Genomic DNA, 23,513 nt, shown 5'->3' with positions numbered 1-23,513 from the left:
GGGGGAATCGTGTCTCTTCGCTTCGAACAGCCTGTCGTCGACAAGATAACACAGTCCCGCGCCCATATCGGCATCACCGATGCGGAAATCGTTCAGATGGTTGCCGCCTATCGCCTTTTCGGCTTCTGGCGCATCGATATCGAAACCGGACATTTCTTTGCAAGCGAGGATGTGCATGCGATCTTCGATCTCCCCTATAGCGACGGGCCGGTCAATCTGGCCGAACTGATGTCTCGCATTCACACCGAAGACCGCAGCCTGATCGCCCAGACCTTCGAGGAGGCAAGCCTTCACGGCGTCGGCTTCCATTTCGTCTATCGCGTCGACAACCGGCTCGGCGGTTACAAGTTGGTGCGCAGCATCGGCCGCTTCCGTGACGATGCCAGCGGCGGCGGCATCGTCGGCGTCACCTATGAATTCGTCGAGAAGCTGCGCGTCGTTGGCTTCGAGGATCATGCGGCGCGCCGCTGACGCGCAACGCTCTAACGATCGAGCACCGACCGGATCTCGACGAGGTTCGAGCGTACCCTCAAGATATAGAAGCCCATGGTCGCGAGGTGGCTCGGCATGATCCAGCCGTCTTCGCGGCCGTTCGAGATGATCGAGGGCTGGATGCGCAGTGCCGCCTGGAACTGCCGCGTGGTGCCGCTCCAGATCGCGCCGAGATTGCGTTCCTGCACCACCTGCGAGAAATCCGCCTGCGCAGCGGTCAGGATGGCGTAATAGGCATAAAGCTGGCCGTAGGCGAACCAGAACCGATCGTCGGCACGCGTGTCGAACCAGCCGCGATTATGGTGTTCCGAGCGCTCCGCGAGCATGTCGGAGGTGGCGCCGAGATCGTTGGCGATGCGGTCGATGAACTGCATCAGATTGTCGGCGCGGCCGTCGAAAATAACGTTGCAGGCGGACAGATCAGTATTGAACTTGCGTAGGCTGCCGATGGCCGAGCGGTAGTAGGAAGGGGTCGGCGTTTTAGGCCCAAAGGGATTGAGCCCGAAATACCAGCTATATTCGTCGAACTGCAGATTGCCGCGCGCGCTCTGCAGATCGTTGTTGATGCCAGACGTGCCGCGCACGCGCCCGAGTGTATCGACAAGCTCCGCCGAGGTACGCCGGACTGCCTGGTTGATACCGCGCTGGAATGAGGCCTTGTTGTCGAGGAAGGGCGTGTGATCCCAGTCGATCCCGAAGAAGCCCATTTTGTAGAGCAGCATGGAAGAAATCCATGCGTTCTGGTTGACGTTGAAATCGGTAAGGTCAGCCGTGACATCGACAATGGCTGAGCGCTGACAGGTCTTGGTGGCCGCTCCGCTCGCGCTCTCGGCGGACGGCAGTTCCTGCCCGGCAGCAATCTTGCGTTCCGAAAACCGGTATTGGTCGACGAAGGCGGTGTTGAAGTTCGACCAGACCTGCGTCTGCCAGAAGAAATAGCCGTAAAGTACGGCGAAGAGCGCCACGAATGCGATGACCGGCAGCCGGATCAGCCAGCTCCGGCGCTGGTACCAGCCATGCACGGCAAGAAAGGGCCAGAAGGCCCAGGCGAAAAACAGGCGGGCCCAGCGGCCGATCGTCTGGCCGATCAGCCTGAAAAAACCGGCTATCCGGTCAAGCATCGTCGTCTCCTGTCAGGCGAGGCGAACACTACAGCGCCGCGCGTCTTTTCAGACGCGCTAGGACGCTGTAGCACTTTGTGTTGCTGCATAATTCCTTAAATCGATTCCGACTTAAGGAATTATGCAGCAGGACATCGCCGCCCCGCTGCATCCACATATGCGCTCGTCAGGCCGAGCACAACACGATCGCCTCGATTTTACGAATGAAAGCAGCGCAGACGGCGCGAGGCACGGATCAGGAACGCAGGAATGGCAACCTGAAGCGAAAGGACCCGCGCGCCGTATCGATGAGCGGCGCTCCCGGCGTTTCCGGTGCCGGCTCGCGATAGGCCGGAAATTTTCCGGCGACGTCGAGGTCGGCCCGGCTCTTGCGCCGCTCCAGATCCTGGGCGACCAGCATGCCCTTCTCGAACAGCCTGATCGGGGCCGCAATATCGGCGAAGAGTTCCGGCTTGATCCTGACCTTCATGCCCGGCCGGTCGGTATCGACCTGCGCCTGATAGATGATCAGCCGCTCCTCGACATCGATCATCAGCTTGCGCAGCAAGACGTTGCAGGCACCGATCCGGCCGTTCAACGAATCGACGAAAGCCTGGAACAGGCCGATGAAGCGCTCGCGCCGCTGACTGTCGTGCCGCATCTCGTGCTCCTCCGCCGAAATTCGCTCGGCCTCTGCCTTCAACGCCCGTCGCTCTGCCTCCATCTGCTCCCAGTGCGCCCTGTTGCCATAGACGCCGATGCGGCCCTGGGTCGTCAGCGCCTTGGCATTGAGCTCCTTCATCTTCAGGCGGGCGATATCGATGGAATCGACCAGCCGGCGCCGTTGCTCGACAATGCCCACGAGACCGTGTTCGGCTATCTTGTGGCGTTCGATGATCGAGGTGCGCTGGCTTACGATCAGCTTGGCGAGCGCGTCGGATTTTGCCAGGAGGTCGAGCAGCCGCTCGATGACCGGCGCCTCGCGCACGCGTTCGGTATACATGCGCCACATTCTCTGGCGCGACGTCCAGCCGGCCATTTTCTCGCGCAGCGTCAATCCGCGGAAACTGTCGAGATCGGCCGAAACCTCCGCCGTCATCCGGTCCAATGTAAAGACCAGTTCGGCAAGCAACGCATCAAGCGCTGCGCCATCGGCGATATGGGTCTGGAAGCGCGCATTCTGTTCCAGAAAAACCTCGTCGGCCGACCGGGCTTCGTCGCTATCAAAGCCGCGGATGCAGCCTTCGCAATAGGCTCCCTCGGCCGCAATCTTTTCGGCAAGGCCGCCTGCGGCTTCGTACTGGCTGTCGAATGGCGGAGGTTTGCGCACCTGATCTCCCCGGAGAATCTCCTACCCAAGCTAGCCGCTCCGGACGCCGAAGAAAACCAGCCCTTTCATCGCCTCACACAGGCTCGGCGATCCAGGCCCCGTTCATTTCGTCGTCCCAGTGCCTGCGGCAGAGAGAGACATATTTCTCATTGCCGCCGACATCGATCTGCGCGCCTTCATGCAGCACCTTTCCCTGCGCGTCCAGCCGCACCACCATCGTCGCCTTACGCCCGCAGTGGCAGATCGTCCGCACCTCGCGCATTTCGTCGGCGATCGCCAAAAGCTCCTGTGAGGCCGGAAACAGCTTGCCCTGAAAATCCGTCCTCAGCCCGTAGACCATGACGGGGATGCCGAGCCGGTCGACGATGCGGGCAAGCTGCCAGACATGGAGGGGCGTCATGAAATGAGCCTCGTCGACGAAGACGCAGGAGATTGGCGCCCCTTCGCCGCTCAGCGTCATGACCAGTCGGAACAGATCCTCGTCCGGTTCGAAGGGAATGGCGCTCGCCTCCAGCCCGATCCGCGAGCCGATGACGCCGCGGCCGGCGCGCTCGTCGAAGGCGGCGATCAGCTGCACCGTACGCATGCCGCGCTCCTGATAATTATAGGAGGCCTGCAGCAGCATCGTCGACTTGCCGGCGTTCATCGTCGAGTAGTTGAAATAGAGCTTTGCCATCCGATTTCTCCTTGATCGGCTTATTGAAAGCTCGAATTGGCAAAGAAAAGCCCCGCGACGGCGATAATCACAGGAATTGACGCCCAAAACCCGCCGAAAGCCGCGAAAACCCGCGACTGCGAAAAATCTGCAGACGTCGCAATCGCACCCGTCGATACGACGCAAACACACTGAGGTCGCTTGTCAAACTGGGTTATTGGTGATTGGCTTGGGGACCTAAAGACTGGGAGTCTAAAATGAAAACAACAAGCACATTCAAACTCGTCACTGCAACTGCCGTCGCCACCCTCTCCGTTGCGACCGCCGCCTTCGCCGCCGATCCCGACAGCTGCTCCACCGTCCACTTCTCCGACGTCGGCTGGACTGACATCACCGCCACGACGGCGACCGCCTCCGTCGTCCTGAAAAGCATCGGCTACCAGACCGACGTCAAGGTCCTCTCGGTGCCGGTCACCTACACCTCGCTGAAGAACAAGGACATCGACATCTTCCTCGGCAACTGGATGCCGACACAGGAAAAGGACGTCCGCCCCTATATCGATGACAAGTCGGTCGAATCCTTCGGCCCCAATCTGGTCGGCGCCAAGTACACGCTTGCCACCAACGCCAAGGGCGCGGAACTCGGCATCAAGGACTTCAAGGACATCGCTGCCCACAAGGACGATCTCGACGGCAAGATCTACGGCATCGAGCCCGGCAATGACGGCAACCGCCTCGTCATGGACCTGATCGAAAAGAACACTTTCGGCATGAAGGATATGGAAATCGTCGAATCCTCCGAACAGGGCATGCTCGCCCAGGTCGCTCGCGCCGAGAAAGCAGGCAAGCCCGTTGTCTTCCTCGGCTGGGAACCCCATCCGATGAACACCAACTTCAAGCTGACCTACCTCACAGGCGGCGACGACGTCTTCGGTCCCGACTTCGGCGGCGCCAAGGTCTACACGAATGTCCGAGCCGGCTACCTCGGCGAATGCCCGAATGTCGGCGCGATGCTGAAGAACCTGACGTTCTCCCTCGACATGGAGAACCAGATCATGGGCAAGATCCTCGACGACGGCAAGGAGCCGGAAGCCGCGGCTACCGAATGGCTGAAGGCCAACCCGTCGGCACTCGAGCCCTGGCTCGCCGGCGTCAAGACCCGTGACGGCAAGGGCGACGCGCTGGCGGCCGCCAAGACCAGCCTCGGCCTTTGATCACATGAACGGGGCGGCTCGCCGCCCTGCTTCATTTTTGTCCGATTGTTAATTTTTCTGGATAGGCGCGCTCTTGAATTGGATCACCGACTCTAAGATTCCCATCGGTCCATTGGCCAAATCCTTCGTGGACTGGCTGACCTCCAATGGCGAATGGTTCTTCAACCAGCTTGCCTTTCTGTTGTCGCACGTCATCGACGGCCTGCTCTTCGTGCTGCAAAAGCCGCATCCGCTGATCGTCATCGCGGTCATTTCCGCACTCGCCTTCTGGCTCCGGCGGTCGATCGCGATCACGCTATTTACCTGCCTTGGGCTGCTGCTCATCATGAATCAAGGATACTGGAAGGAGACGACGGAGACGCTCGCGCTCGTGCTCGCCTCCACCTTCGTCAGCATGGTGATCGGTATTCCACTCGGTATCGCGGCCGCCCGCCGCGCCTGGGTCTATGCCGCCATGCGCCCGGTACTTGATCTGATGCAGACCATTCCGACATTCGTCTACCTGATCCCGGCGCTGATCCTGTTCGGCCTCGGAATGGTTCCGGGCCTGATCGCGACCGTCATCTTCGCGATCCCCGCCCCCATCCGGCTGACGCGCCTCGGCATCATCTCGACGCCGCCCTCCCTCGTCGAAGCCGCCGTCGCCTTCGGCGCGCGGCCGATGCAGGTGCTGCGCAAGGTCGAGCTTCCCTTCGCCGCGCCGCAGATCATGGCGGGCCTCACCCAGACCATCATGCTGTCGCTGTCGATGGTGGTCATCGCCGCACTCGTCGGCGCCGATGGTCTCGGTGTCCCGGTCGTGCGTGCGCTGAACACCGTCAATGTCGCAAAAGGCTTCGAAGCCGGTCTCTGTATCGTCATCCTGGCGATCATTCTCGACCGCATGTTCCGCACGGCGGGTGAAGGAGACGGCGCATGACCGCGGTAAGCTTCAAGGATGTCAGCATTATCTTCGGCGATCGGCCGGAAGCCGCCCTTGCCATGGCCGACCAGGGCAAAACGCGTGACGAGATCGGCGCCGCGACCGGCCTGGTGCTGGGCGTCGCCAATGCCTCGCTGACGATCGAGGAAGGCGAGATCCTCGTGCTGATGGGCCTTTCCGGTTCGGGCAAGTCGACCTTGCTGCGCGCCGTCAACGGGCTCGCTCCCGTGGTGCGCGGCGACGTCGCGGTCTCCACGACCACGGGCCTCGTCAACCCTTATAAATGCAATGCCAAGGCGCTGCGCGAACTGCGCACCCACACCGTCTCCATGGTGTTCCAGCAGTTCGCCCTCCTGCCCTGGCGCACCGTCGCCGAAAATGTCGGCTTCGGCCTCGAACTCGCCGGCATGCCGGAGGCGGAACGCAAGGCCCGCGTCGGCGAGCAGCTCGAACTCGTCAACCTGACGAAATGGGCAAACCGCAAGGTCAACGAACTGTCAGGCGGCATGCAGCAGCGTGTCGGCCTTGCCCGCGCCTTTGCCACCGGCGCCCCGATCCTGCTCATGGACGAGCCGTTCTCGGCGCTCGACCCGCTGATACGCACCCGTCTGCAGGACGAACTCCTGGAATTCCAGCGGCGGCTGAAGAAGACCATTCTCTTCGTCAGCCACGATCTCGACGAGGCCTTCCGCATCGGCAACCGCATCGCCATCATGGAGGGCGGACGGATCATTCAGTGCGGAACACCGCACGACATCGTCAAGAACCCCGCGGACCAGTATGTCGCCGATTTCGTGCAGAACCTCAATCCGATCAACATGCTGACCGCCGCCGACGTCATGCAGCCCGGCCTTGGCCAGACGGCCGCCGGCATGAGCGTCAGCGCCACGGCCCGTGCCGCAACCCCGCTCGTCGATGTCCTCGACGTACTCGCCCGCCAGCCGGGCAGCATCGGCATCGTGGAAAACGGCACGGTCATCGGCACCATCACCGCTCAGGATATCGTCGCCGGCCTCACGCGCCATCGCCGCAAGGAGGACGCTTGATGTTTTCGATCCGCTTTGCCACAAAGCGGATATGAAAGATCAACCGTCGCCCTTACGCGAAACCGACGACGAGGCCCGCAGGCTCGCCCGTGTGCTGTTGCGCTCTGCACGGTACGCGGCGATCGCCGTTCTCGATCCCGACACCGGTTTTCCCTTTGCCAGCCGGGTCCTCCTCGCCACCGATATCGACGGCTCCCCCGTCATCCTGGTTTCGAAGCTTTCGGCTCACACGAAGGCGCTCATACGAGACCCGCGCGCCTCGCTGCTGACCGGCGAGCCGGGCAAGGGCGATCCGCTTGCCCATGGCCGGCTGACGACCCAATGCACGGCGGAGCCGATTGAGCATGGTCATCGGTTCCACGAGCGCCTTCGCACGCGTTTCCTCGATCGCCATCCCAAGGCAAATCTCTATATCGATTTTGCCGATTTCCTTTTCTTCCGTCTCAAACCGGAGCAGGCGAGCCTCAACGCCGGCTTCGGCCGGGCCTACCATCTCGACGGCGGGGATCTCATCATCCAATCGCCGGCAAACGAAGAGATTGCCGCCAAAGCGGCCGAAACAGTGCGAGATTTAGTAGAGCGCCATTCCGATGTGGCGCAAACTCTTGCAGCGCGCTTAAAAGCCCCGAAATCGGCTTCTTGGCGCATCTGCGGCATCGATCCGGCGGGTTTTGAGATCATTTCCGGCGACTTTTTGCTGCGATACGAATTCGAAACGCTCGCTGTGGATTCCAATCACATTTGTTCAAACATATCTAAAATAGCATACTCGATACCTTAAATTTAGGTATATACAATCTTCGAGCCCAGTTGCTAATTTTGCCGCGGGCTCCGGCAGACAGCCCTTACCAGATAGATGATGTACGTTTCGCATTAGGAAGATAACAATATGGAAACCCCCGATTTGGCTGACCACACGAATGTGGCGGCAGCACTATTGTCAGCCATGGCCAATCCCAAAAGATTGCTGATCCTGTGCAGCCTGGTAAAAGGCGAAGTCGCCGTCGGAGTGCTCGCCACACAAGTCGGCCTTAGCCAGTCGGCGCTTTCACAGCATCTTTCGAAACTGCGCGCGCAGAAGCTGGTCAAGACCCGGCGCGACGCCCAGACCATCTATTATTCGAGTACATCCGAGCCGGTCATGAAGATACTCGCGACGCTCGAAGACATCTACCTTGTTCCGAGCAGAAGCAGATCCGCAGCCTGATGATAGCGCTGACATGACCATCAGCCGTGCCGGTGCCGCACGGGAATCCTCCCGGAAGCCTCGGCAACGATATTTCAGCACGTGAACCTTAATGGCACGACCGGTAAATCTGGCGATTTGCCGGTCGTGTCTTTTGGCGAATTCTTCTGCGCGGAAGCATGTCGGGACTTTTCTCGTTGACGCGTTAAGAGGCCCTGATAATTTGACCGGGCAGTAAAAATTCGGGCGACAAGCCCCTCGGGAACGGGCCACCGAAGGCCAGGAGAACAGCATGTCCAACCGCCTCAATGCACCGAACGATCTTCGTGCCTTCTGGATGCCATTTACGGCAAATCGCCAGTTCAAAAAGGAGCCGCGGTTATTCGTCGGCGCCAAGGACATGTATTATACCACCCATGACGGTCGTCAGGTATTGGACGGCACGGCCGGCCTCTGGTGCGTCAACGCCGGCCACTGCCGCCCGAAGATTACCGAGGCGATCCGCGAACAGGCGGGCGAACTCGATTACGCGCCGGCGTTCCAGCTCGGCCATCCCAAGGCGTTCGAACTGGCGAACCGCCTGGTCGATATCGCTCCGGAAGGCATGGACCACGTCCTCTACACCAATTCCGGTTCCGAATCCGTCGAGACCGCCCTGAAGGTGGCGCTTGCCTATCACCGCGTGAAGGGTAACGGTTCGCGTTTCCGCCTGATCGGCCGCGAGCGCGGCTATCACGGCGTCAATTTCGGCGGCATCTCCGTCGGCGGCATCGTCGCCAACCGCAAGATGTTCGGCACGCTTCTGACCGGTGTCGATCACATGCCGCACACCCACCAGCCCGGCAAGAACAACTTCACCCGCGGCGAACCTGAGCATGGCGGCGACATCGCCACCGAACTCGAGCGCATCGTCACGCTGCATGACGCCTCCACCATCGCCGCTGTCATCGTCGAGCCGGTCGCCGGTTCAACCGGCGTCCTCATCCCGCCGAAGGGTTATCTGCAGAAGCTGCGCGAGATCTGCACCAAACATGGCATCCTTCTGATCTTCGACGAAGTCATCACCGGCTTCGGCCGTCTCGGCGCCCCCTTCGCCGCGCAATATTACGACGTCAAGCCCGACATGATCACCACCGCCAAGGGGCTGACCAACGGCGTCATTCCGATGGGCGCCGTCTTCGTCACCTCCGAGATCCATGACGCCTTCATGAACGGGCCGGAGCACATGATCGAGTTCTTCCACGGCTATACCTATTCCGGGAACCCGATCGCTTCCGCTGCAGCCCTCGCCACGCTCGACACCTACAAGGAAGAAGGTCTGCTCACTCGCGCCGCCGAGCTCTCCGACTATTGGGCCGATGCGCTGCATTCGCTCAGAGACTGCCCCAACGTCATTGATATCAGGAACACAGGACTGATCGGCGCAATCGAACTCGACCCGATCGCCGGGGAGCCGACGAAGCGCGCCTTCACCGCTTTCCTGAAGGCCTATGAGAGCGGGCTTCTGATCCGCACCACCGGCGACATCATCGCACTCTCCCCGCCGCTGATCATCGAGAAGCAGCATATCGACGAACTCTTCGGCAAGCTGAGGACCATCCTTCAGAACAACATCTGAAGACGCTCACGAGGCTCAGTACCAAAGACCCGCGATGGACAATGTTCTCGCGGGTCTTTTCGTCTGAAAATGCAAACCTCAGCTCACAGAGGCGACGGAAAGGCAGAGGGCGAATTTTTTCAGGAGCTGGCGATCGAAATGCCCCTCGGCGCCGAACATCCATTTCAGTGCCTGGCTGGCACTCCACGGCGCCTTATATGGCCGCACAGAGGTAATGGCGTCATACACATCGCAGATCGTGGCCATCCGCGCGTGGAGGCTCACCTCGCTGGCGGGCAAGCTGCGCGGATAGCCTTTGCCGTCGATGCGTTCGTGATGATTGAGGCATACGTCGAGAACGATGTCCGACATGCCCTCCTGCCGCGACAGGATCGCGTGCCCCTTCTCCGGATGGCCCCGAAGCAAGCCGATCTCATCCTTTTCCAGGGGCCCCGTCTTGTTCAGCACCTCAAGCGGAACTTCAAGCTTGCCGACATCGTGCAGCAAACCCGCGGTGCCGAGCATCTGAGTTGTATGCTCGTCAAGTGCGAGATGGCGGCTGAAAAGGATCATCAGCGCGCTCACCGAAATGGAATGCAAAAAGGTTACCTCGTCTTTTGATTTCAGGCGCGTGACGCTCAGGAACACCGCGGGGTTCTCATCCATCGACTTGGAGACCGACGAAATCACCGGCGCCACGTGATCTATGCTGACTCCATCGCCGTTCCGCAGCTTTGCGAAAGCCTCTTCCAACAACTGCACTGATTTCTGGACGGTCTCTCGCGCGGCCTGAATGTCGATCTCGACGTCACGGCCCGGCAGGCCGTTGGTATCGAGCCCCTTGCTAGTATTGATGACGACGCTGGCAGTGCCGCATTTACGAATTTTTGCAGCATCGACTTCGCGCCGCAGGGAAAATCTGCGCTTGCACAAAAACGGATCCTGCCACAGGCCCTCGATAACCTCCACAAACATTCCGATACACACCTGACCGGCGTCGATACGCTTGAGCATCAGATCTCTGTTTCCCGATAGGTCTATCTAATTCTTTGTATAGTTCTCTGTTTCAATGCGGCGGTATTCGGGGTCTCCTGATACTACTGCCATTGGCCAAACTATCGGTTAATAGGAAAGTTAAAGACAACCTTATGGATGTGATTTTGTCCGGAGGCAGGTCGTGACCATTCGCCGCCTCGCCTCTGAAAACCATGCAAAACCGAAGGAAATGATCCGTTCCGGCTGAATTTTCGGCCGGATCGGCCAAATTTCCTTCCATTTTGTTATGAACTTGCGCAAGCTCATCAAAATTTCTAGAAATCTTGCCATGAGCCCTGCCCGAGTCAAACATGGCCGGCGGGTTCGCTGATCGCACCGTTACCGGTCGTCCTTGGCGCAGCCTCTGGAGGCTGTTGAATGATCGGGAAAGCCGGCGCGGCACATCATCGCGGGTCCACGACCCCATCCAAGGAGACAGACAATGACCCTCAAGACATTGACGGCGACCCTCGTCGCGTCACTCGCCTTTGCGCCCCTTGCTCATGCCGATATCACCATCGGCCTGATCGCGCCGCTGACCGGTCCCGTCGCCGCCTATGGCGACCAGGTGAAGAACGGCGCTCAGACTGCGGTCGATGAGATCAACAAGAAGGGCGGCATTCTCGGTGAGAAAGTCGTGCTGGAACTGGCCGACGATGCCGGCGAACCGAAGCAGGGCGTTTCCGCCGCCAATAAGGTTGTCGGCGACGGCATCCGCTTTGTCGTCGGCCCGGTGACATCGGGCGTTGCTATCCCCGTGTCGGACGTCTTGGCTGAAAACGGCGTGCTGATGGTCACCCCGACCGCAACAGCCCCCGACCTCACCAAGCGCGGCCTCGCCAACGTGCTGCGCACCTGCGGCCGCGACGATCAGCAGGCCGAAGTCGCCGCCAAATACGTGCTGAAGAATTTCAAGGACAAACGCATTGCCATCGTCAACGACAAGGGCGCCTACGGCAAGGGTCTTGCGGACGCCTTCAAGGCGACGCTGAACGCCGGCGGCATCACCGAAGTCGTCAATGATGCGATCACCCCTGGCGACAAGGATTTCAGCGCCCTCACCACCCGTATCAAGTCCGAGAAGGTCGACATCGTCTATTTCGGCGGCTACCACCCGGAAGGCGGCCTGCTCGCCCGCCAGCTGCATGACCTCTCCGCCGACGCGATGATCATCGGCGGCGACGGCCTCTCGAACACCGAATTCTGGGCGATCGGCACCGATGCGGCAGCAGGGACGCTGTTCACCAATGCGTCAGATGCCACTAAGAACCCGGACTCAAAGGCCGCCGCCGAAGCGCTTGCCGCCAAGAACGTCCCGGCCGAAGCCTTCACGCTCAACGCCTACGCCGCGGTCGAAGTTCTGAAAGCCGGCATCGAAAAGGCCGGCAGCGCCGAGGATGCGGAAGCCGTCGCAGCCGCTCTGAAGGGCGGCATGGAGGTTCCGACCGCCATCGGCAAGCTCACCTACGGCGAGACCGGCGACCTGACCTCGCAGAGCTTCTCGCTCTACAAGTGGGAAGGCGGGAAGATCGTCGCTGCCGAGTAGTTCACGGATCTCGTGAAACAGGATCGGGTGCCTTGCGGCGCCCGATTTGTATTTGGGCGTCAGTTTGTCTTCTTCAGATCACCGCGCATGTAATCATCCAGCGTGGTTGGTGTAGTGAGAACCAATGGCTGGATATAGGTTCTATCGGGCAGAGGTCTTGGAACGATCGTGTGGAATTGGGCAAGGACACTACGCTTGAGGCTCGCATCCATAGCCTCGCTTCCAGACGGCTTTGCCAGGTGACGCTAGCGACCTTTCCGTATTTGTCAGTCTTGAAGGTAACCGAATTTTGCGCGGTCTTGGTCGTTTCACAACCGCTCAATAAAAGAACAGCCGCACAGGCGGCCGAAATAATTGCTTTCATATCATGACCTTGAGTTGGGAATTAGCATCTGTATTCTGGCTTCACTAGCATTGCCACGGTCAAGTCGGAAGCGGCCCGAAATATAACCAAGAGTTTTTCCGCGCTTATCACAGCAGCAGAAACCAGTCGAAGAGGTAGACCATGACCACCAAGCTCGAACGTCTCATCGACCAGGGTGTAGGCCGTATCCCCGCCGACATCGTGCTAAAGGGCGGCAGCTTCTTTGATCTCGTCACCGGCGAAATCGTCCGCTCCGACATCGCCATCGGCGCCGACCGCATCGTCGGGACTTCAGGCGACTATAGGGGCGAGACCGAGATCGATATATCTGGCAGAACAGTCGTTCCCGGCTTCATCGACACACATCTGCACATCGAATCCTCCCTGGTGACGCCGCATGAATTCGATCGCTGCGTCTTGCCCTATGGCGTCACCACCGCCATCTGCGATCCGCACGAGATCGCCAATGTGCTCGGTACCGAGGGCATCGAATTCTTCCTCGAGTCCGCGCTGGAGACGATCATGGACATCCGCATCCAGCTCTCTTCCTGCGTGCCGGCAACGCATCTTGAAACTGCGGGCGCCGACTTGCCGATCGAGCGCCTGCTGCCCTTCCGCGATCATCCCAAGGTGATCGGCCTTGCCGAGTTCATGAATTTCCCCGGCGTGATTCACAAGGATCCTGTCTGCATGGCCAAGCTCGACGCCTTCCAGGGCGGCCATATCGATGGCCACGCGCCGCTTCTTTCCGGCAACGACCTCAACGGCTATCTTTCGGCCGGCATCCGCACTGAGCATGAGTGCACGAGCGCCACCGAGGCGCTGGAAAAGATTCGCAAGGGCATGCACATCCTGGTGCGCGAGGGCTCGGTCTCCAAGGACCTCGCCGCGCTGATCCCCATCATCACCGAGCGGCTTTCACCTTACCTCGCGCTCTGCACCGACGACCGCAATCCGCTCGATATCGCCGAACAGGGCCATCTCGATCATATGATTCGCACTTCGATCGCCAGCGGCGTCGAGCCGCTCGCCATCTACCGCGCCGCCTCGATCTCTGCCGCCCGCGCCTTCGGCCTTAGAGACCGCGGCCTGGTGGCGCCGGGCTGGCGCGCCGATCTCGTCGTTCTCGACAGCCTGCAAAGCTGCCGTGCCGAGATGGTTTTTTCCGCCGGCCGCCGTGTCACCGACGCACTTTTTGCCACCCGCAAACCGGTCGCCCCGATCGGTCTCGACAGCGTCAAGGCTCGGCCGGTCAATGCCGCCCATTTTGGAGTGCCGGTCGCCGAGGGCGAAACATCGGTCATCGGCGTCATGCCGGGCAAGATCATCACCGAGCACCGCCGCTACCGCTTGCCGGCCAAGGGTAATGAGACAACGGTCGATCTAACCAACGACATCATCAAGGTCGCCGTCATCGAGCGCCACGGCAAGAATGGCAATCACGCTAATGGCTTCGTCCAGGGCTTCGGCCTGAAGAAGGGTGCGATCGCCTCCACCGTTGGCCATGACAGTCACAATATCTGCGTCGTCGGGGTCAATGAGGATGACATGGCGCGCGCCGCAAATCGCCTCGGAGAGATCAAGGGCGGCTTCGTCGTCGTTGAGCACGGCAAGATCACCGGCGAAATCGCGCTGCCCGTCGCCGGCCTGATGAGCATCGAGCCTTACGAGACAGTGCGCGACACGCTGCACCATCTGCGCCAGGCCGCCTTGGCACTCGGCGCCACGCTGCAAGAGCCCTTCCTCCAACTGGCCTTCCTGCCGCTGCCCGTCATCCCGCACCTGAAGATTTCCGACCGCGGTATAGTTGACGTGGACAAGTTCGCGCTGATCGGGTGAGTAGCGCCGGGGTTCGGAGTGCTTACTGCCAGGCCTCCGGCAATTCACCCTCGACGGGTTTCGCAACGGGCACCTTCCCGAGCAGCGTCGAGAGGCCACCAACGCGCGCACAAAACCCGTCCAGCGCCGCAAGCGTCACCGTTCCGGCATCGTCCACAGCCTCGTAGCCCGGCATGGCCAAGGGCTCTCCGAATACCATGCCGTCAGGCAGGCGGAATTCCGCCGGTTTGCGCGTCAGGTTGAAAACGAACAGCAGTTTCTCTCCGTCCTTTTCGCGGGTGAAGGCCAGCAGGTCCTGATTGGTGCCGATAAAGGTCATCTCGCCGTCGATCAGTGCAGGGTGGCTCTTCCGGAAGGCGAGCGTCCGGCGGTAGTGGTGCAGCACCGAGCTGTCGCTATCCTCCTGCGTATCCACGGAAAGCGCAGCCTGCTCGTAAGGCACCGGCAGCCAGCTCTTTTCAGCCGAAGTGAAGCCCGCATGCGCCTTGCCGGCCTCCCAGGGCATCGGCGTGCGGCATCCGTCGCGGCCCTTGAAGGCCGGCCAGAAGCGGATGCCATAGGGATCGCGTAAATCCTCGAAGGCAAGCTCCGCTTCCGGCAGTCCGAGCTCTTCGCCCTGATAAAGGCAGATTGAACCGCGCAGCGCCGCAAGTACGGAGATCGCGAGCTTGGCGATAACCGGCCGCTCCTCCTCAGCAAGTGCGAACCGGCTGACATGGCGCATGACGTCATGATTGGAGAAAGCCCAGCAGACCCAACCGTCGGTCACCGATTTCTGGAAGGCCTCAACGCAGCCGCGGATATGCGCGGCGGTGAAATCAGGCCCCAGCAGATCGAAGGTGTAACACATGTGCAGCTTGTCATCGCCGCTTGTATAGGCGGCCACCGTCTTCAGCGAGCGAGCACCGTCACCGACTTCGCCGACGGTCGTGCGATCTTCATAGCGGTCGAGCAGCGCTCGAAAGCGCTTGAGGAAGCCGATATTTTCCGGCTGCGTCTTGTCGTAGAGATGGTTCTGCATGCCGTAAGGATTGGTGTCGGGCGCATCGAGGCCCCCATCACTGGTATCGGGCTCGTGCGGCGGATTGTTTCTGAGCTCTCTGTCGCAGAAATAATAGTTGACTGTGTCCAGCCTGAAGCCGTCGACACCGCGGTCGAGCCAGAACTTCACCGTCTCCAGCACCGCCTCCTGCACTTCTGCGCTGTGGAAATTGAGATCAGGCTGCGAAGTCAGGAAATTGTGCTGGTAATATTGCCGGCGCACGCCGTCCCATTCCCAACCAGGGCCGCCGAAGATCGACAGCCAGTTATTCGGCGCCGTCCCATCGGGCTTCGGATCGGCCCAGACATACCAGTCCGCCTTCGGATTGCTCCGGCTCGCCCGGCTCTCGACGAACCATGGATGTCGGTCGGAAGTGTGCGAGATCACCTGGTCGATGATGACTTTGATGCCGAGCCTGTGCGCCTCGGCCATCATCTCGTCGAAATCGGCGAGCGTCCCGAAGATCGGATCGACGTCGCAATAATCGGAAACGTCGTAACCCATGTCGGCCATGGGAGACTTGAAGAAGGGTGAAAGCCAGATCGCATCGACGCCGAGGCTGGCGATATGCGGCAGCCGGCGGGTGATCCCTTTGAGATCGCCGAGCCCATCACTGTTGGTGTCCTGAAACGAGCGCGGGTAGACCTGATAGATCACCGCTCCGCGCCACCAGTCCGCATTTCCGCCTGCCTGCAATGCCATCGGCTACCTCTCCTGCCTCGTTTGCGCTCGACACACTAAAGCGGACGCAACAAAAGACAACCTCGTGAAGCCGTTATGATTGGAGCCGAAACCGCCGCGACGCTTCGTCGCGATCCGACAAGAGGGAGCCGTATATAGGCTTGTCCACAACCGCAAACCAGGCTCCGGATTTGGGGTTGCAACGCAAAGCCTTTGCGATAAGGTGCGCACTGACCTGCACGTAAGAGGTCGAAAACCGGGAACAAATGTCTAATAAAGGCGCAAAGCCTAGAAAGGTGGACCCATCAATGAACCAGTTCACGAAAAAATTTCTCGCCTCCGCAATGCTTGGCACATTGCTGGCGTTTTCGGCGCACGCGGCGACGCTCAACATCCACAATGGTGGCGATCCTCAATCGCTCGATCCGCAGAAACTTTCCGGCGACTGGGAGAATCGTATTGCCGGCGACATTTTCGAAGGCCTCGTCACCGAGGACGCCAAGGACAATCCGGTCCCTGGCCAGGCCGAAAGCTGGACTATTTCGCCTGACGGCAAGGTCTACACGTTCAAGCTCCGCGACGGCATCAAGTGGTCCGATGGCCAGCCGGTAACGGCAGGAGACTTCGTCTTCGCCTTCCAGCGCCTCGTCGACCCGAAAAACGCCGCCGACTACGCCTATCTGCAGTTCACCATCAAGAACGCCGAAAAGATCAACAAGGGCGAGATCACTGATCTCAGCCAGCTCGGCGTCAAGGCGATCGACGACAAGACACTCGAAATCACCCTGGAAAATCCGACGCCTTACTTCCTCAACGCGCTGATGCACTACACGGCCTATCCGCTGCCGAAGCATGTCGTCGAGGCGAAAGGCCAGGATTGGGTCAAGATCGGCAACATCGTCACTAACGGCCCCTATAAGCCAGTCGAATGGGTTCCAGGCTCGCACGTCACAACAGTCAAGAACGACCAGTGGTACGGCACCAAGGACCTGAAGATCGACGGCGCCAAGTTCTTCGTGCTCGAAGATCAGGAAGCCGCACTGAAACGTTACCGCGCCGGCGAATTCGACATCCTCACCGATTTCCCGACCGACCAGTACGAATGGATGAAGAAGAACCTGCCGGGCCAGGCGCATGTCGCGCCCTTCTCAGGCCTCTATTATTATGTCGTCAATTCGCAGAAGCCGCCCTTCAGCGACAAGCGCGTCCGCCAGGCTCTCTCCATGGCGATCAACCGCGAAGTGATCGGCCCGCAGATCCTCGGCACCGGCGAACTGCCGGCCTATTCCTGGGTTCCGCCAGGCACGGCCAATTACGGCGAGCCGGCCTATGTCAGCTGGAAGGACCTGCCTTACAAGGACAAGGTCGCCGAGGCCAAGAAGCTGCTTGCCGACGCCGGATTCGGCCCAGATAAGCCGCTCCACGCGGTCCTCAGCTACAATACCAATGACAATCACAAGCGCATCGCCGTCGCGATCGCGTCGATGTGGAAGCCGCTCGGCGTCGATGTCGAGCTCGTCAACGCCGAAACCAAGGTGCATTACGACCAGATGCAGCGCGGCCAGGTGGAAATCGGCCGTGCCGGCTGGCTCGCCGATTACAATGACCCGGACAACTTCCTGAACCTGCTGGTGACTGGCGTCCAGATGAACTACGGCCGCTGGTCGAATCCCGATTACGACAAGATGATCAAGGACGGCAACGCCGAGACGGACCTGAAGAAGCGCGCCGAAATCTTCAAGAAGGCCGAGCAGCTGGCGCTGGATGAATCCGCCGCCCTGCCGATCTACTACTATGTCTCGAAGAACGTCGTTTCGCCGAAGATCGAAGGCTTCGTCGACAACATTCAGGACATCCACCGCACGCGCTGGCTGTCGATCAAAGAGTAAGGGAAAACGGTCCTTCCCGCACACTGCGGGAAGGACCGGCCCACGACCATGATCAAATACGCTCTCCGTCGCCTGCTGTCGACGATCCCCGTCATGTGGATCGCCGTAACAGCCTCGTTTTTCGTCCTGCGCCTCGCTCCCGGCGGCCCCTTCGATGGCGAAAGGCCATTGCCGCCGGTCATTCTCAAAAATCTCGCGGCCCACTACAATCTCGACAAGCCGCTGATCCAGCAATACCTGCTCTACGTCGGAGATCTGCTCAAGGGCGATCTCGGCCCCTCCTTCTCCAGCGAGGATTTCAGCGTCGCTCAGCAGATCATGATCGGCCTGCCCTACACCTTCACCATCGGCACGGCCGCCTTTCTGATTGCCATCATCGTCGGCGTGACCGTCGGCTGTCTCGGGGCGCTCTATCAGAACAAGGCGCCGGATTACATTCTCGGCAGCCTCATCCTGATCGGCGTCGTGCTGCCGAACTTCCTGATCGCGCCGATCCTGCAATTGATCTTCGGCATCCATCTCGCCTGGTTTCCGGTTGGCGGCTGGGGTGACGGCTCGCTCAAATTCCTTGTCCTGCCGATCGTCGTTCTGGCCCTGCCCCATGCCGGGCGCATCTCGCGCATAACCCGCGGCTCGATGATCGAAGTGATGAACCAGAACTTCATCCGCACTGCCAAGGCCAAGGGCATCGGCCCGCGGCTGACGGTGATGCGCCACGCGCTAAAGCCTGCGCTGATGCCTGTCGTCTCCTATCTCGGACCGGCAGCAAGCTACCTTCTCACCGGCTCGCTGGTTGTCGAGAGCATCTTCGGATTGCCCGGCATCGGCCGCTACTTCGTCAATGCGGCGTTGAACCGCGATTACGGCATGGTTCTCGGTACGGTCATCTTCTATATGGTGCTGATCGTGTTCCTGAACCTTCTCGTCGATATCGCCTATGCGTGGCTCGATCCGAAAGTGAGAAACCGATGATCCTCAACCCCGCAAAACGCGAGCTGCTCGCCCAGGAACTTCTGGAGGCGGAAGGTCTGGCGCCCGAAGGCCGTTCGCTGACCAGGGATGCGCTCCGTCGCCTGGCGCGCAACAAGGCCGCCGTGCTCTCGATCGCCGTCCTGGGGCTCCTGATCCTCGCCGCCTTCCTCGGCCCCTGGTTCATTCCCTTCAACTACGAGGACCCGGATTGGGCGGCCTTCCGCATCCCGCCCTCGATCGAGACCGGCCATTATTTCGGCACCGACCCGAACGGCCGCGACCTTCTCGCCCGGGTGCTCTACGGCACCCGCGTCTCGCTGGCCGTGGCGCTGACGGCAACCGTCGTCTCGGTCGTCATCGGGGTGCTCTATGGCGCGGTCTCAGGCTATATCGGCGGCAGGCTGGATGCGATCATGATGCGTTTCGTCGACATCATGTACGCGCTTCCCTATATCCTTTTCGTCATCCTGCTGATGGTGATCTTCGGCCGCAACGTCTACCTGCTCTTTGCCGCGATCGGCGCGCTGGAATGGCTGACCATGGCCCGCATCGTGCGCGGCCAGACGCTGTCGATCAAGCATCGCGAATTCATCGAAGCGGCGCGCGCCTCCGGGCAGCGGCCGTTCAAGATCATCGTCAAGCACATCATCCCGAACCTCGTCGGCCCCGTCGTCATCTTCGCGGCGCTGACCGTGCCTGAAATCATCGCCACCGAAAGCTTCCTCTCCTATCTCGGCTTCGGCGTGCAGGAACCGCTGACCTCGCTCGGCACGCTGATCGCGGAAGGGACCGACGCCATGGAAAGCATGCCCTGGCTGCTGATCTTCCCGGCCAGCTTCCTCGTCGCCCTGCTGCTCAGCCTGCTCTTCATCGGCGACGGCCTGCGCGACGCGTTCGACCCGAAGGATCGATAGAATGCTCCAAGAAAAAGACATCCTCCTCGAACTCAAGGATTACTCGATCACCTTTGCGACCCCAGACGGCGACGTGAAGGCGGTGTCCAACATGAACCTCACCGTCCGGCGCGGCGAGCGCATCGCCATCGTCGGCGAGTCCGGCTCCGGCAAGAGCCAGACCTTCCTCGGCATCATGGGCCTGCTTGCCAAGAACGGCAGGACGACGGGACAGGCGCTGCTCGAAGGCAAGGACGTGCTGGCGTTGAAGCCGCGCGAGCTCGACCAGATCCGCGGCAAGGACATGGCGATGGTCTTCCAGGACCCGATGACAGCGCTGAACCCGTCACTGAAGATTTCCCGGCAGTTGACGGAACAACTGGAGGTCCACCGCGGCCTGACGGCGCGCGCCGCATCCGACGCTGCCCTCGACATGCTCAAACGCGTCGGCATCCCAGACCCGACGCGGCGCTTCCACCTTTATCCGCACGAACTGTCAGGCGGCATGCGCCAGCGCATCGTCATCGCCATGGCGCTGCTCACCAAGCCGAAGCTCCTGATTGCCGACGAGCCGACGACGGCGCTCGACGTCACCATCCAGGCGCAGATCCTCGATCTCTTCAACGATCTGACAGCGGAGATGAACACAGCGCTCATTATGATCACCCACGATCTCGGCGTCGTTGCCGGCCTCGCCGACCGCGTCGCCGTCATGTATGCCGGCCGCATTGTCGAGGAGGCGCCTGTCGACGAACTCTTCGATAGTCCCGCCCATCCCTATACGGCGGCGCTGCATGCCTCTATCCCGCGCCCGGACCAGGATGTCGACCACCTCGTCGTCATCCCCGGCCGCCCGCCGAACCTGCAGCACCTGCCGAAGGGGTGCAATTTCTCGCCGCGCTGTTCGCAGGTCCAGGACGATTGCATCGACCGTCCGCCTCCCCTCGAACCGTTGGCACCGCGCCACTGTGCGGCCTGTTACCACCCGTTCCCGCGCCGTGAGGAGTTGCTGAACCATGGCTGATCGATCGCTGCTGAGGGTCGAAAACCTCACCACCCAGTTCGAACTGCCGGCGAAAGGGCTCTTCAAGCCGCCGGTCTTCCTTACCGCCGTCAACAATGTCAGCTTCGATCTCGCCGAAGGCCGCACACTCGGAGTCGTCGGCGAATCCGGCTGCGGCAAATCCACGCTCGGCCGTTCGATCCTGCGGCTGTTGAAATCGCAGAAGGGCCGCATCCTCTGGCAGGGACGCAATCTTCTCGACCTCACAGAGGAGGAAATGCGTGCCGCGCGACGCGACATGCAGATCATCTTCCAGGATCCGATCGCCTCGCTCGACCCGCGCATGACGGTTGGAGACATCATCGCCGAGCCGCTGACCGTCTTCGAAAAGAAGCTTTCGAAGGCCGAGCGTACCCAGCGCGTGCGCGAAATCATGAGCGCCGTCGGTCTGGTGCCTGAGATGATCAACCGCTATCCGCACGAATTCTCCGGCGGCCAGGCGCAACGCATCGGGATAGCGCGGGCGATCGTCACCAAACCGAAGCTCATCGTCTGCGACGAGCCGGTTTCGGCTCTCGACGTTTCGATCCAAGGTCAGGTCATTACGCTCCTGCGCAGGCTGCGAAAGGAATTCGGCCTGACGCTGATCTTCATCAGCCACGACCTCTCCGTCGTGCGCCTGATCTCCGACGATGTGCTGGTGCTCTACCTCGGCCGCGTGGTGGAATCAGGCGACTGCGCCACCGTCTTCGATCATCCCGCCCATCCCTATACCCAGGCCCTCTTTTCCGCGGCGCCGATCCCGGATCCGAAGCTTGCGCGCCTGCGCACCCGCATCCGCCTGCAGGGGGATCCGCCCTCGCCGCTCAACCCGCCGAAGGGCTGCGTCTTCTCTCCCCGCTGCTGGAAGGCGACCGACATCTGCCGCACCGAAATGCCGCCGACCGAGGAAGTCCGGCCCGGCCAGAAGGCCGCCTGCTATCATATGGACAGGCCGTGAATGGAACGAGGGCCGCATGAAGCGGCCTTCGCTTTTCCAAGCGCCTGTCACGTCCCTTCGCGGCGAAAAGGCCAAAACACAGTTACTTCCGAAATCTATAGTCTCCGCTAAGAAAGATTTAGATGCGGATATGCTATGCCTTTCTCCGCCTAATCATGGGCTTGGGGAACCGCATATATGAAATCGAAACTGTCCGGATTGATCGCGCTTGCCGCCGCGATTATCGCCACCTCCGCCGTATCGTCACATGCCGAAGATCTGAAATTCCAGCTCACCAACGGGACCAAGTCCGTCCTGACGCGCTTCTACAGCTCGCCGACAGGCGTCAACAGCTGGGAAGAAGACGTGTTCGGCGAGGATGTCCTCAATCCGGGCGAGACCGTGAACATCACCATTGCCGACGGCCGCACCGTCTGCAAATACGACATGCGCTTCGAATTCGACGAAGACTCGGACCTCGACACCACCGAAGACACGCAGGATCTTTGCGAGCTCGGCAGCTATACCATCCACGAATAAACACCCTTCGCGCTCGCCCGCCTTCGCTTGACCGCGAAGGCGGCTTTCAGTTCCTTGTCGCAATGGCGCTCGCAATATCGACGCTTGTCACTCTGCCCGGCTCCGCGTATCAGCGGATGAAGCGTTAATTCAAAGTGATAGAGCGGCCTGTTGCATCAGCGGCGCTCCAATGCCGGGAGGACAAGGTGAACGAAAGACGGTTTCTGTCGATCGGTGAATGCATGGTGGAGCTCTCGCATGCCGGCGACGGCCTGCTGCGCAAGGGCTTTGCCGGCGATACCTTCAATACCGCCTGGTATGCCCGCGCCTGCCTCGGCCCCGATTGGTCGGTCGATTATTTCACCGCGCTCGGTGACGACGCCATGTCGGACGAGATGGCTGCCTTTATCGCCGGGGCGGGTATCGGCACGAACCTCATCCGCCGCATCAAGGGCAAGACGCCGGGCCTCTACATGATTAACCTGAAGAACGGCGAACGCTCCTTCAGCTATTGGCGCGACAGTTCGGCCGCCCGCAGCCTGGCAGCCGATCCGGATCATCTGCGTGAGGCGGTGGAAAGCGCGGATCTCGTCTATTTCTCCGGCATCACCCTTGCCATCCTGCCGCAGGAGGATGCCGCAACGCTGCTCTCCGAAATCCGCCGCGCCAAGGCAGCCGGCAAGCTCGTGGTGTTCGACCCGAACATCCGTCCCCGCCTGTGGTCGAGCTACGATGTCATGCATACGACGATCAGCGAAGGCGCTCGCTCCTCCGTGCTCGTCATGCCGAGCTTTGACGACGAGGCCGCTCATTTCGGCGATGATTCCATCGAGGCGACCATTCATCGCTACCGCGCGCTGGGCGCTCTCAATATCGTGGTCAAGAATGGCGCGGACGGTGTCAACTTGAACTTCGGCGGCGAGGAGACCTTCGTTCCGGCCGAAAAGGTCAAGAAGGTCGTCGACACCACCAGCGCCGGCGACAGTTTCAATGGTGCCTTCCTCGCACGATATCTTGAGAGTCAGGACGCGCCGGCAGCCGCCCGCTTCGCCGCAGGCGTGGCGGCTCGCGTCGTCAGCGAGCATGGCGCGTTGGTTGCAAGAGAAAAACTCGGGTTGAGCGATCGCTGAACCCCCGCATGACCACCGCGCACGTATGCCATGCGCGGGCGCTCCCGCCTTATCGGCATTCTTCCCCGTCAAGGGCCTA

The 23,513-nt window shown here is 60.7% G+C and carries 21 protein-coding genes; 16 read left to right on the top strand and 5 right to left on the bottom strand.

The genetic code is table 11. The features are described from left to right. The first annotated feature begins 9 nt into the window (after nt 1-9). Nucleotides 10-471, top strand: coding sequence for a PAS domain-containing protein (locus B5E41_RS10110; RefSeq protein WP_088393206.1), 462 nt, complete (start codon nt 10-12; stop codon nt 469-471). Nucleotides 472-482: 11 nt separating this feature from the next. On the opposite strand, the gene B5E41_RS10105 is transcribed toward B5E41_RS10110, so the two are convergent. The 3 genes from B5E41_RS10105 to B5E41_RS10095 all read right to left on the bottom strand — a co-directional run bounded on the left by B5E41_RS10105 (nt 483) and on the right by B5E41_RS10095 (nt 3,598). Beyond that, a complete protein-coding gene (locus B5E41_RS10105) occupies nt 483-1,613 on the bottom strand; it encodes a DUF2333 family protein (RefSeq protein ID WP_088393204.1) in 1,131 nt (376 codons plus the stop codon). Nucleotides 1,614-1,848: 235 nt separating this feature from the next. After that, nucleotides 1,849-2,922, bottom strand: coding sequence for a hypothetical protein (locus tag B5E41_RS10100; RefSeq protein WP_088393202.1), 1,074 nt, complete (start codon nt 2,920-2,922; stop codon nt 1,849-1,851). Nucleotides 2,923-2,995: 73 nt separating this feature from the next. After that, nucleotides 2,996-3,598, bottom strand: a complete 603-nt coding sequence (locus B5E41_RS10095) for a thymidine kinase (protein ID WP_011426320.1) — start codon at nt 3,596-3,598, stop codon at nt 2,996-2,998. Nucleotides 3,599-3,834: 236 nt separating this feature from the next. On the opposite strand from B5E41_RS10095, the gene B5E41_RS10090 reads away from it, so the two are divergent. From B5E41_RS10090 to aptA, 6 genes are all read left to right on the top strand, one after another. After that, complete coding sequence (locus B5E41_RS10090) at nt 3,835-4,791, top strand: choline ABC transporter substrate-binding protein (protein WP_088393200.1); 957 nt, start codon at nt 3,835-3,837, stop codon at nt 4,789-4,791. A gap of 73 nt (nt 4,792-4,864) precedes the next feature. Next, nucleotides 4,865-5,710 (top strand): choline ABC transporter permease subunit, encoded by an 846-nt coding sequence (gene choW, locus B5E41_RS10085; protein WP_088393198.1) that lies wholly within the window; start codon nt 4,865-4,867, stop codon nt 5,708-5,710. Further along, nucleotides 5,707-6,759, top strand: coding sequence for a choline ABC transporter ATP-binding protein (gene choV / locus B5E41_RS10080; protein ID WP_064804161.1), 1,053 nt, complete (start codon nt 5,707-5,709; stop codon nt 6,757-6,759). The genes choW and choV overlap by 4 nt, the downstream gene beginning before the upstream one ends. A 31-nt stretch (nt 6,760-6,790) precedes the next feature. Continuing rightward, nucleotides 6,791-7,540 carry a HugZ family pyridoxamine 5'-phosphate oxidase gene (locus B5E41_RS10075; RefSeq protein ID WP_088393196.1) on the top strand — a complete coding sequence of 250 codons (750 nt, stop codon included), beginning with the start codon at nt 6,791-6,793 and terminating at the stop codon, nt 7,538-7,540. 108 nt (nt 7,541-7,648) lie between these two features. Next, nucleotides 7,649-7,966 carry an ArsR/SmtB family transcription factor gene (locus B5E41_RS10070; protein ID WP_064684394.1) on the top strand — a complete coding sequence of 106 codons (318 nt, stop codon included), beginning with the start codon at nt 7,649-7,651 and terminating at the stop codon, nt 7,964-7,966. A 271-nt stretch (nt 7,967-8,237) separates the two neighbouring features. Next, nucleotides 8,238-9,563, top strand: coding sequence for an omega-aminotransferase AptA (aptA, locus tag B5E41_RS10065; protein WP_011426326.1), 1,326 nt, complete (start codon nt 8,238-8,240; stop codon nt 9,561-9,563). Between the two features lie 78 nt (nt 9,564-9,641). On the opposite strand, the gene B5E41_RS10060 is transcribed toward aptA, so the two are convergent. After that, nucleotides 9,642-10,556: an HD-GYP domain-containing protein gene (locus tag B5E41_RS10060; protein WP_088393194.1), complete on the bottom strand. Its 915-nt coding sequence runs from the start codon at nt 10,554-10,556 to the stop codon at nt 9,642-9,644. 463 nt (nt 10,557-11,019) lie between these two features. Between B5E41_RS10060 and B5E41_RS10055 the strand changes: the two genes are divergently transcribed. Both B5E41_RS10055 and ade read left to right on the top strand, forming a co-directional pair. Continuing rightward, a complete protein-coding gene (locus B5E41_RS10055) occupies nt 11,020-12,123 on the top strand; it encodes a branched-chain amino acid ABC transporter substrate-binding protein (protein ID WP_088393192.1) in 1,104 nt (367 codons plus the stop codon). A 505-nt stretch (nt 12,124-12,628) separates the two neighbouring features. Next, the gene (ade, locus tag B5E41_RS10050; RefSeq protein WP_088393190.1) at nt 12,629-14,326 is read left to right on the top strand and encodes an adenine deaminase; all 1,698 of its coding nucleotides are present in this window, start codon (nt 12,629-12,631) and stop codon (nt 14,324-14,326) included. Between the two features lie 22 nt (nt 14,327-14,348). Here the strand turns inward: ade and bglA are convergent, their stop codons facing one another. After that, a complete protein-coding gene (gene bglA / locus B5E41_RS10045) occupies nt 14,349-16,070 on the bottom strand; it encodes a beta-galactosidase BglA (protein WP_088393188.1) in 1,722 nt (573 codons plus the stop codon). A 287-nt stretch (nt 16,071-16,357) separates the two neighbouring features. Between bglA and B5E41_RS10040 the strand changes: the two genes are divergently transcribed. The 7 genes from B5E41_RS10040 to B5E41_RS10010 all read left to right on the top strand — a co-directional run bounded on the left by B5E41_RS10040 (nt 16,358) and on the right by B5E41_RS10010 (nt 23,434). Beyond that, nucleotides 16,358-17,938 (top strand): peptide ABC transporter substrate-binding protein, encoded by a 1,581-nt coding sequence (locus B5E41_RS10040; protein ID WP_088393186.1) that lies wholly within the window; start codon nt 16,358-16,360, stop codon nt 17,936-17,938. A gap of 48 nt (nt 17,939-17,986) precedes the next feature. Continuing rightward, the gene (locus B5E41_RS10035) at nt 17,987-18,910 is read left to right on the top strand and encodes an ABC transporter permease subunit (RefSeq protein ID WP_088393184.1); all 924 of its coding nucleotides are present in this window, start codon (nt 17,987-17,989) and stop codon (nt 18,908-18,910) included. Further along, nucleotides 18,907-19,824 (top strand): ABC transporter permease, encoded by a 918-nt coding sequence (locus B5E41_RS10030; RefSeq protein ID WP_088393182.1) that lies wholly within the window; start codon nt 18,907-18,909, stop codon nt 19,822-19,824. Before B5E41_RS10035 ends, B5E41_RS10030 begins: the two co-directional genes overlap by 4 nt. A gap of 1 nt (nt 19,825) precedes the next feature. After that, the gene (locus tag B5E41_RS10025) at nt 19,826-20,827 is read left to right on the top strand and encodes an ABC transporter ATP-binding protein (RefSeq protein ID WP_088393180.1); all 1,002 of its coding nucleotides are present in this window, start codon (nt 19,826-19,828) and stop codon (nt 20,825-20,827) included. Continuing rightward, nucleotides 20,820-21,806: an ABC transporter ATP-binding protein gene (locus tag B5E41_RS10020; RefSeq protein ID WP_088393178.1), complete on the top strand. Its 987-nt coding sequence runs from the start codon at nt 20,820-20,822 to the stop codon at nt 21,804-21,806. The genes B5E41_RS10025 and B5E41_RS10020 overlap by 8 nt, the downstream gene beginning before the upstream one ends. 177 nt (nt 21,807-21,983) lie before the next feature. Continuing rightward, entirely contained in the window at nt 21,984-22,325 is a 342-nt protein-coding gene (locus tag B5E41_RS10015) for a hypothetical protein (protein WP_088393176.1), read from the top strand. Nucleotides 22,326-22,510: 185 nt separating this feature from the next. Continuing rightward, on the top strand, nt 22,511-23,434 hold the full coding sequence (locus B5E41_RS10010) for a sugar kinase (protein WP_280950616.1): 924 nt from the start codon (nt 22,511-22,513) through the stop codon (nt 23,432-23,434). Nucleotides 23,435-23,513: the final 79 nt, after the last annotated feature.

Origin of the sequence: Rhizobium esperanzae (assembly GCF_002204185.1) — a bacterium.
Lineage (GTDB): Bacteria > Pseudomonadota > Alphaproteobacteria > Rhizobiales > Rhizobiaceae > Rhizobium > Rhizobium esperanzae.
This window is presented reverse-complemented; position numbering and strand designations above follow the sequence as displayed.

Excerpts from the sequence above, each read along its gene's own strand:
- ade (WP_088393190.1), top strand. The coding sequence starts at position 12,629 with ATGACCACCAAGCTCGAACGTCTCATCGACCAGGGTGTAGGCCGTATC.
- B5E41_RS10055 (WP_088393192.1), top strand. The coding sequence starts at position 11,020 with ATGACCCTCAAGACATTGACGGCGACCCTCGTCGCGTCACTCGCCTTT.
- B5E41_RS10070 (WP_064684394.1), top strand. The coding sequence starts at position 7,649 with ATGGAAACCCCCGATTTGGCTGACCACACGAATGTGGCGGCAGCACTA.
- B5E41_RS10075 (WP_088393196.1), top strand. The coding sequence starts at position 6,791 with ATGAAAGATCAACCGTCGCCCTTACGCGAAACCGACGACGAGGCCCGC.
- aptA (WP_011426326.1), top strand. The coding sequence starts at position 8,238 with ATGTCCAACCGCCTCAATGCACCGAACGATCTTCGTGCCTTCTGGATG.
- B5E41_RS10040 (WP_088393186.1), top strand. The coding sequence starts at position 16,358 with ATGAACCAGTTCACGAAAAAATTTCTCGCCTCCGCAATGCTTGGCACA.
- choV (WP_064804161.1), top strand. The coding sequence starts at position 5,707 with ATGACCGCGGTAAGCTTCAAGGATGTCAGCATTATCTTCGGCGATCGG.
- B5E41_RS10015 (WP_088393176.1), top strand. The coding sequence starts at position 21,984 with ATGAAATCGAAACTGTCCGGATTGATCGCGCTTGCCGCCGCGATTATC.
- B5E41_RS10095 (WP_011426320.1), bottom strand. The coding sequence starts at position 3,598 with ATGGCAAAGCTCTATTTCAACTACTCGACGATGAACGCCGGCAAGTCG.
- B5E41_RS10060 (WP_088393194.1), bottom strand. The coding sequence starts at position 10,556 with ATGCTCAAGCGTATCGACGCCGGTCAGGTGTGTATCGGAATGTTTGTG.
- B5E41_RS10025 (WP_088393180.1), top strand. The coding sequence starts at position 19,826 with ATGCTCCAAGAAAAAGACATCCTCCTCGAACTCAAGGATTACTCGATC.
- B5E41_RS10035 (WP_088393184.1), top strand. The coding sequence starts at position 17,987 with ATGATCAAATACGCTCTCCGTCGCCTGCTGTCGACGATCCCCGTCATG.
- B5E41_RS10020 (WP_088393178.1), top strand. The coding sequence starts at position 20,820 with ATGGCTGATCGATCGCTGCTGAGGGTCGAAAACCTCACCACCCAGTTC.
- bglA (WP_088393188.1), bottom strand. The coding sequence starts at position 16,070 with ATGGCATTGCAGGCAGGCGGAAATGCGGACTGGTGGCGCGGAGCGGTG.
- B5E41_RS10030 (WP_088393182.1), top strand. The coding sequence starts at position 18,907 with ATGATCCTCAACCCCGCAAAACGCGAGCTGCTCGCCCAGGAACTTCTG.
- B5E41_RS10090 (WP_088393200.1), top strand. The coding sequence starts at position 3,835 with ATGAAAACAACAAGCACATTCAAACTCGTCACTGCAACTGCCGTCGCC.
- B5E41_RS10105 (WP_088393204.1), bottom strand. The coding sequence starts at position 1,613 with ATGCTTGACCGGATAGCCGGTTTTTTCAGGCTGATCGGCCAGACGATC.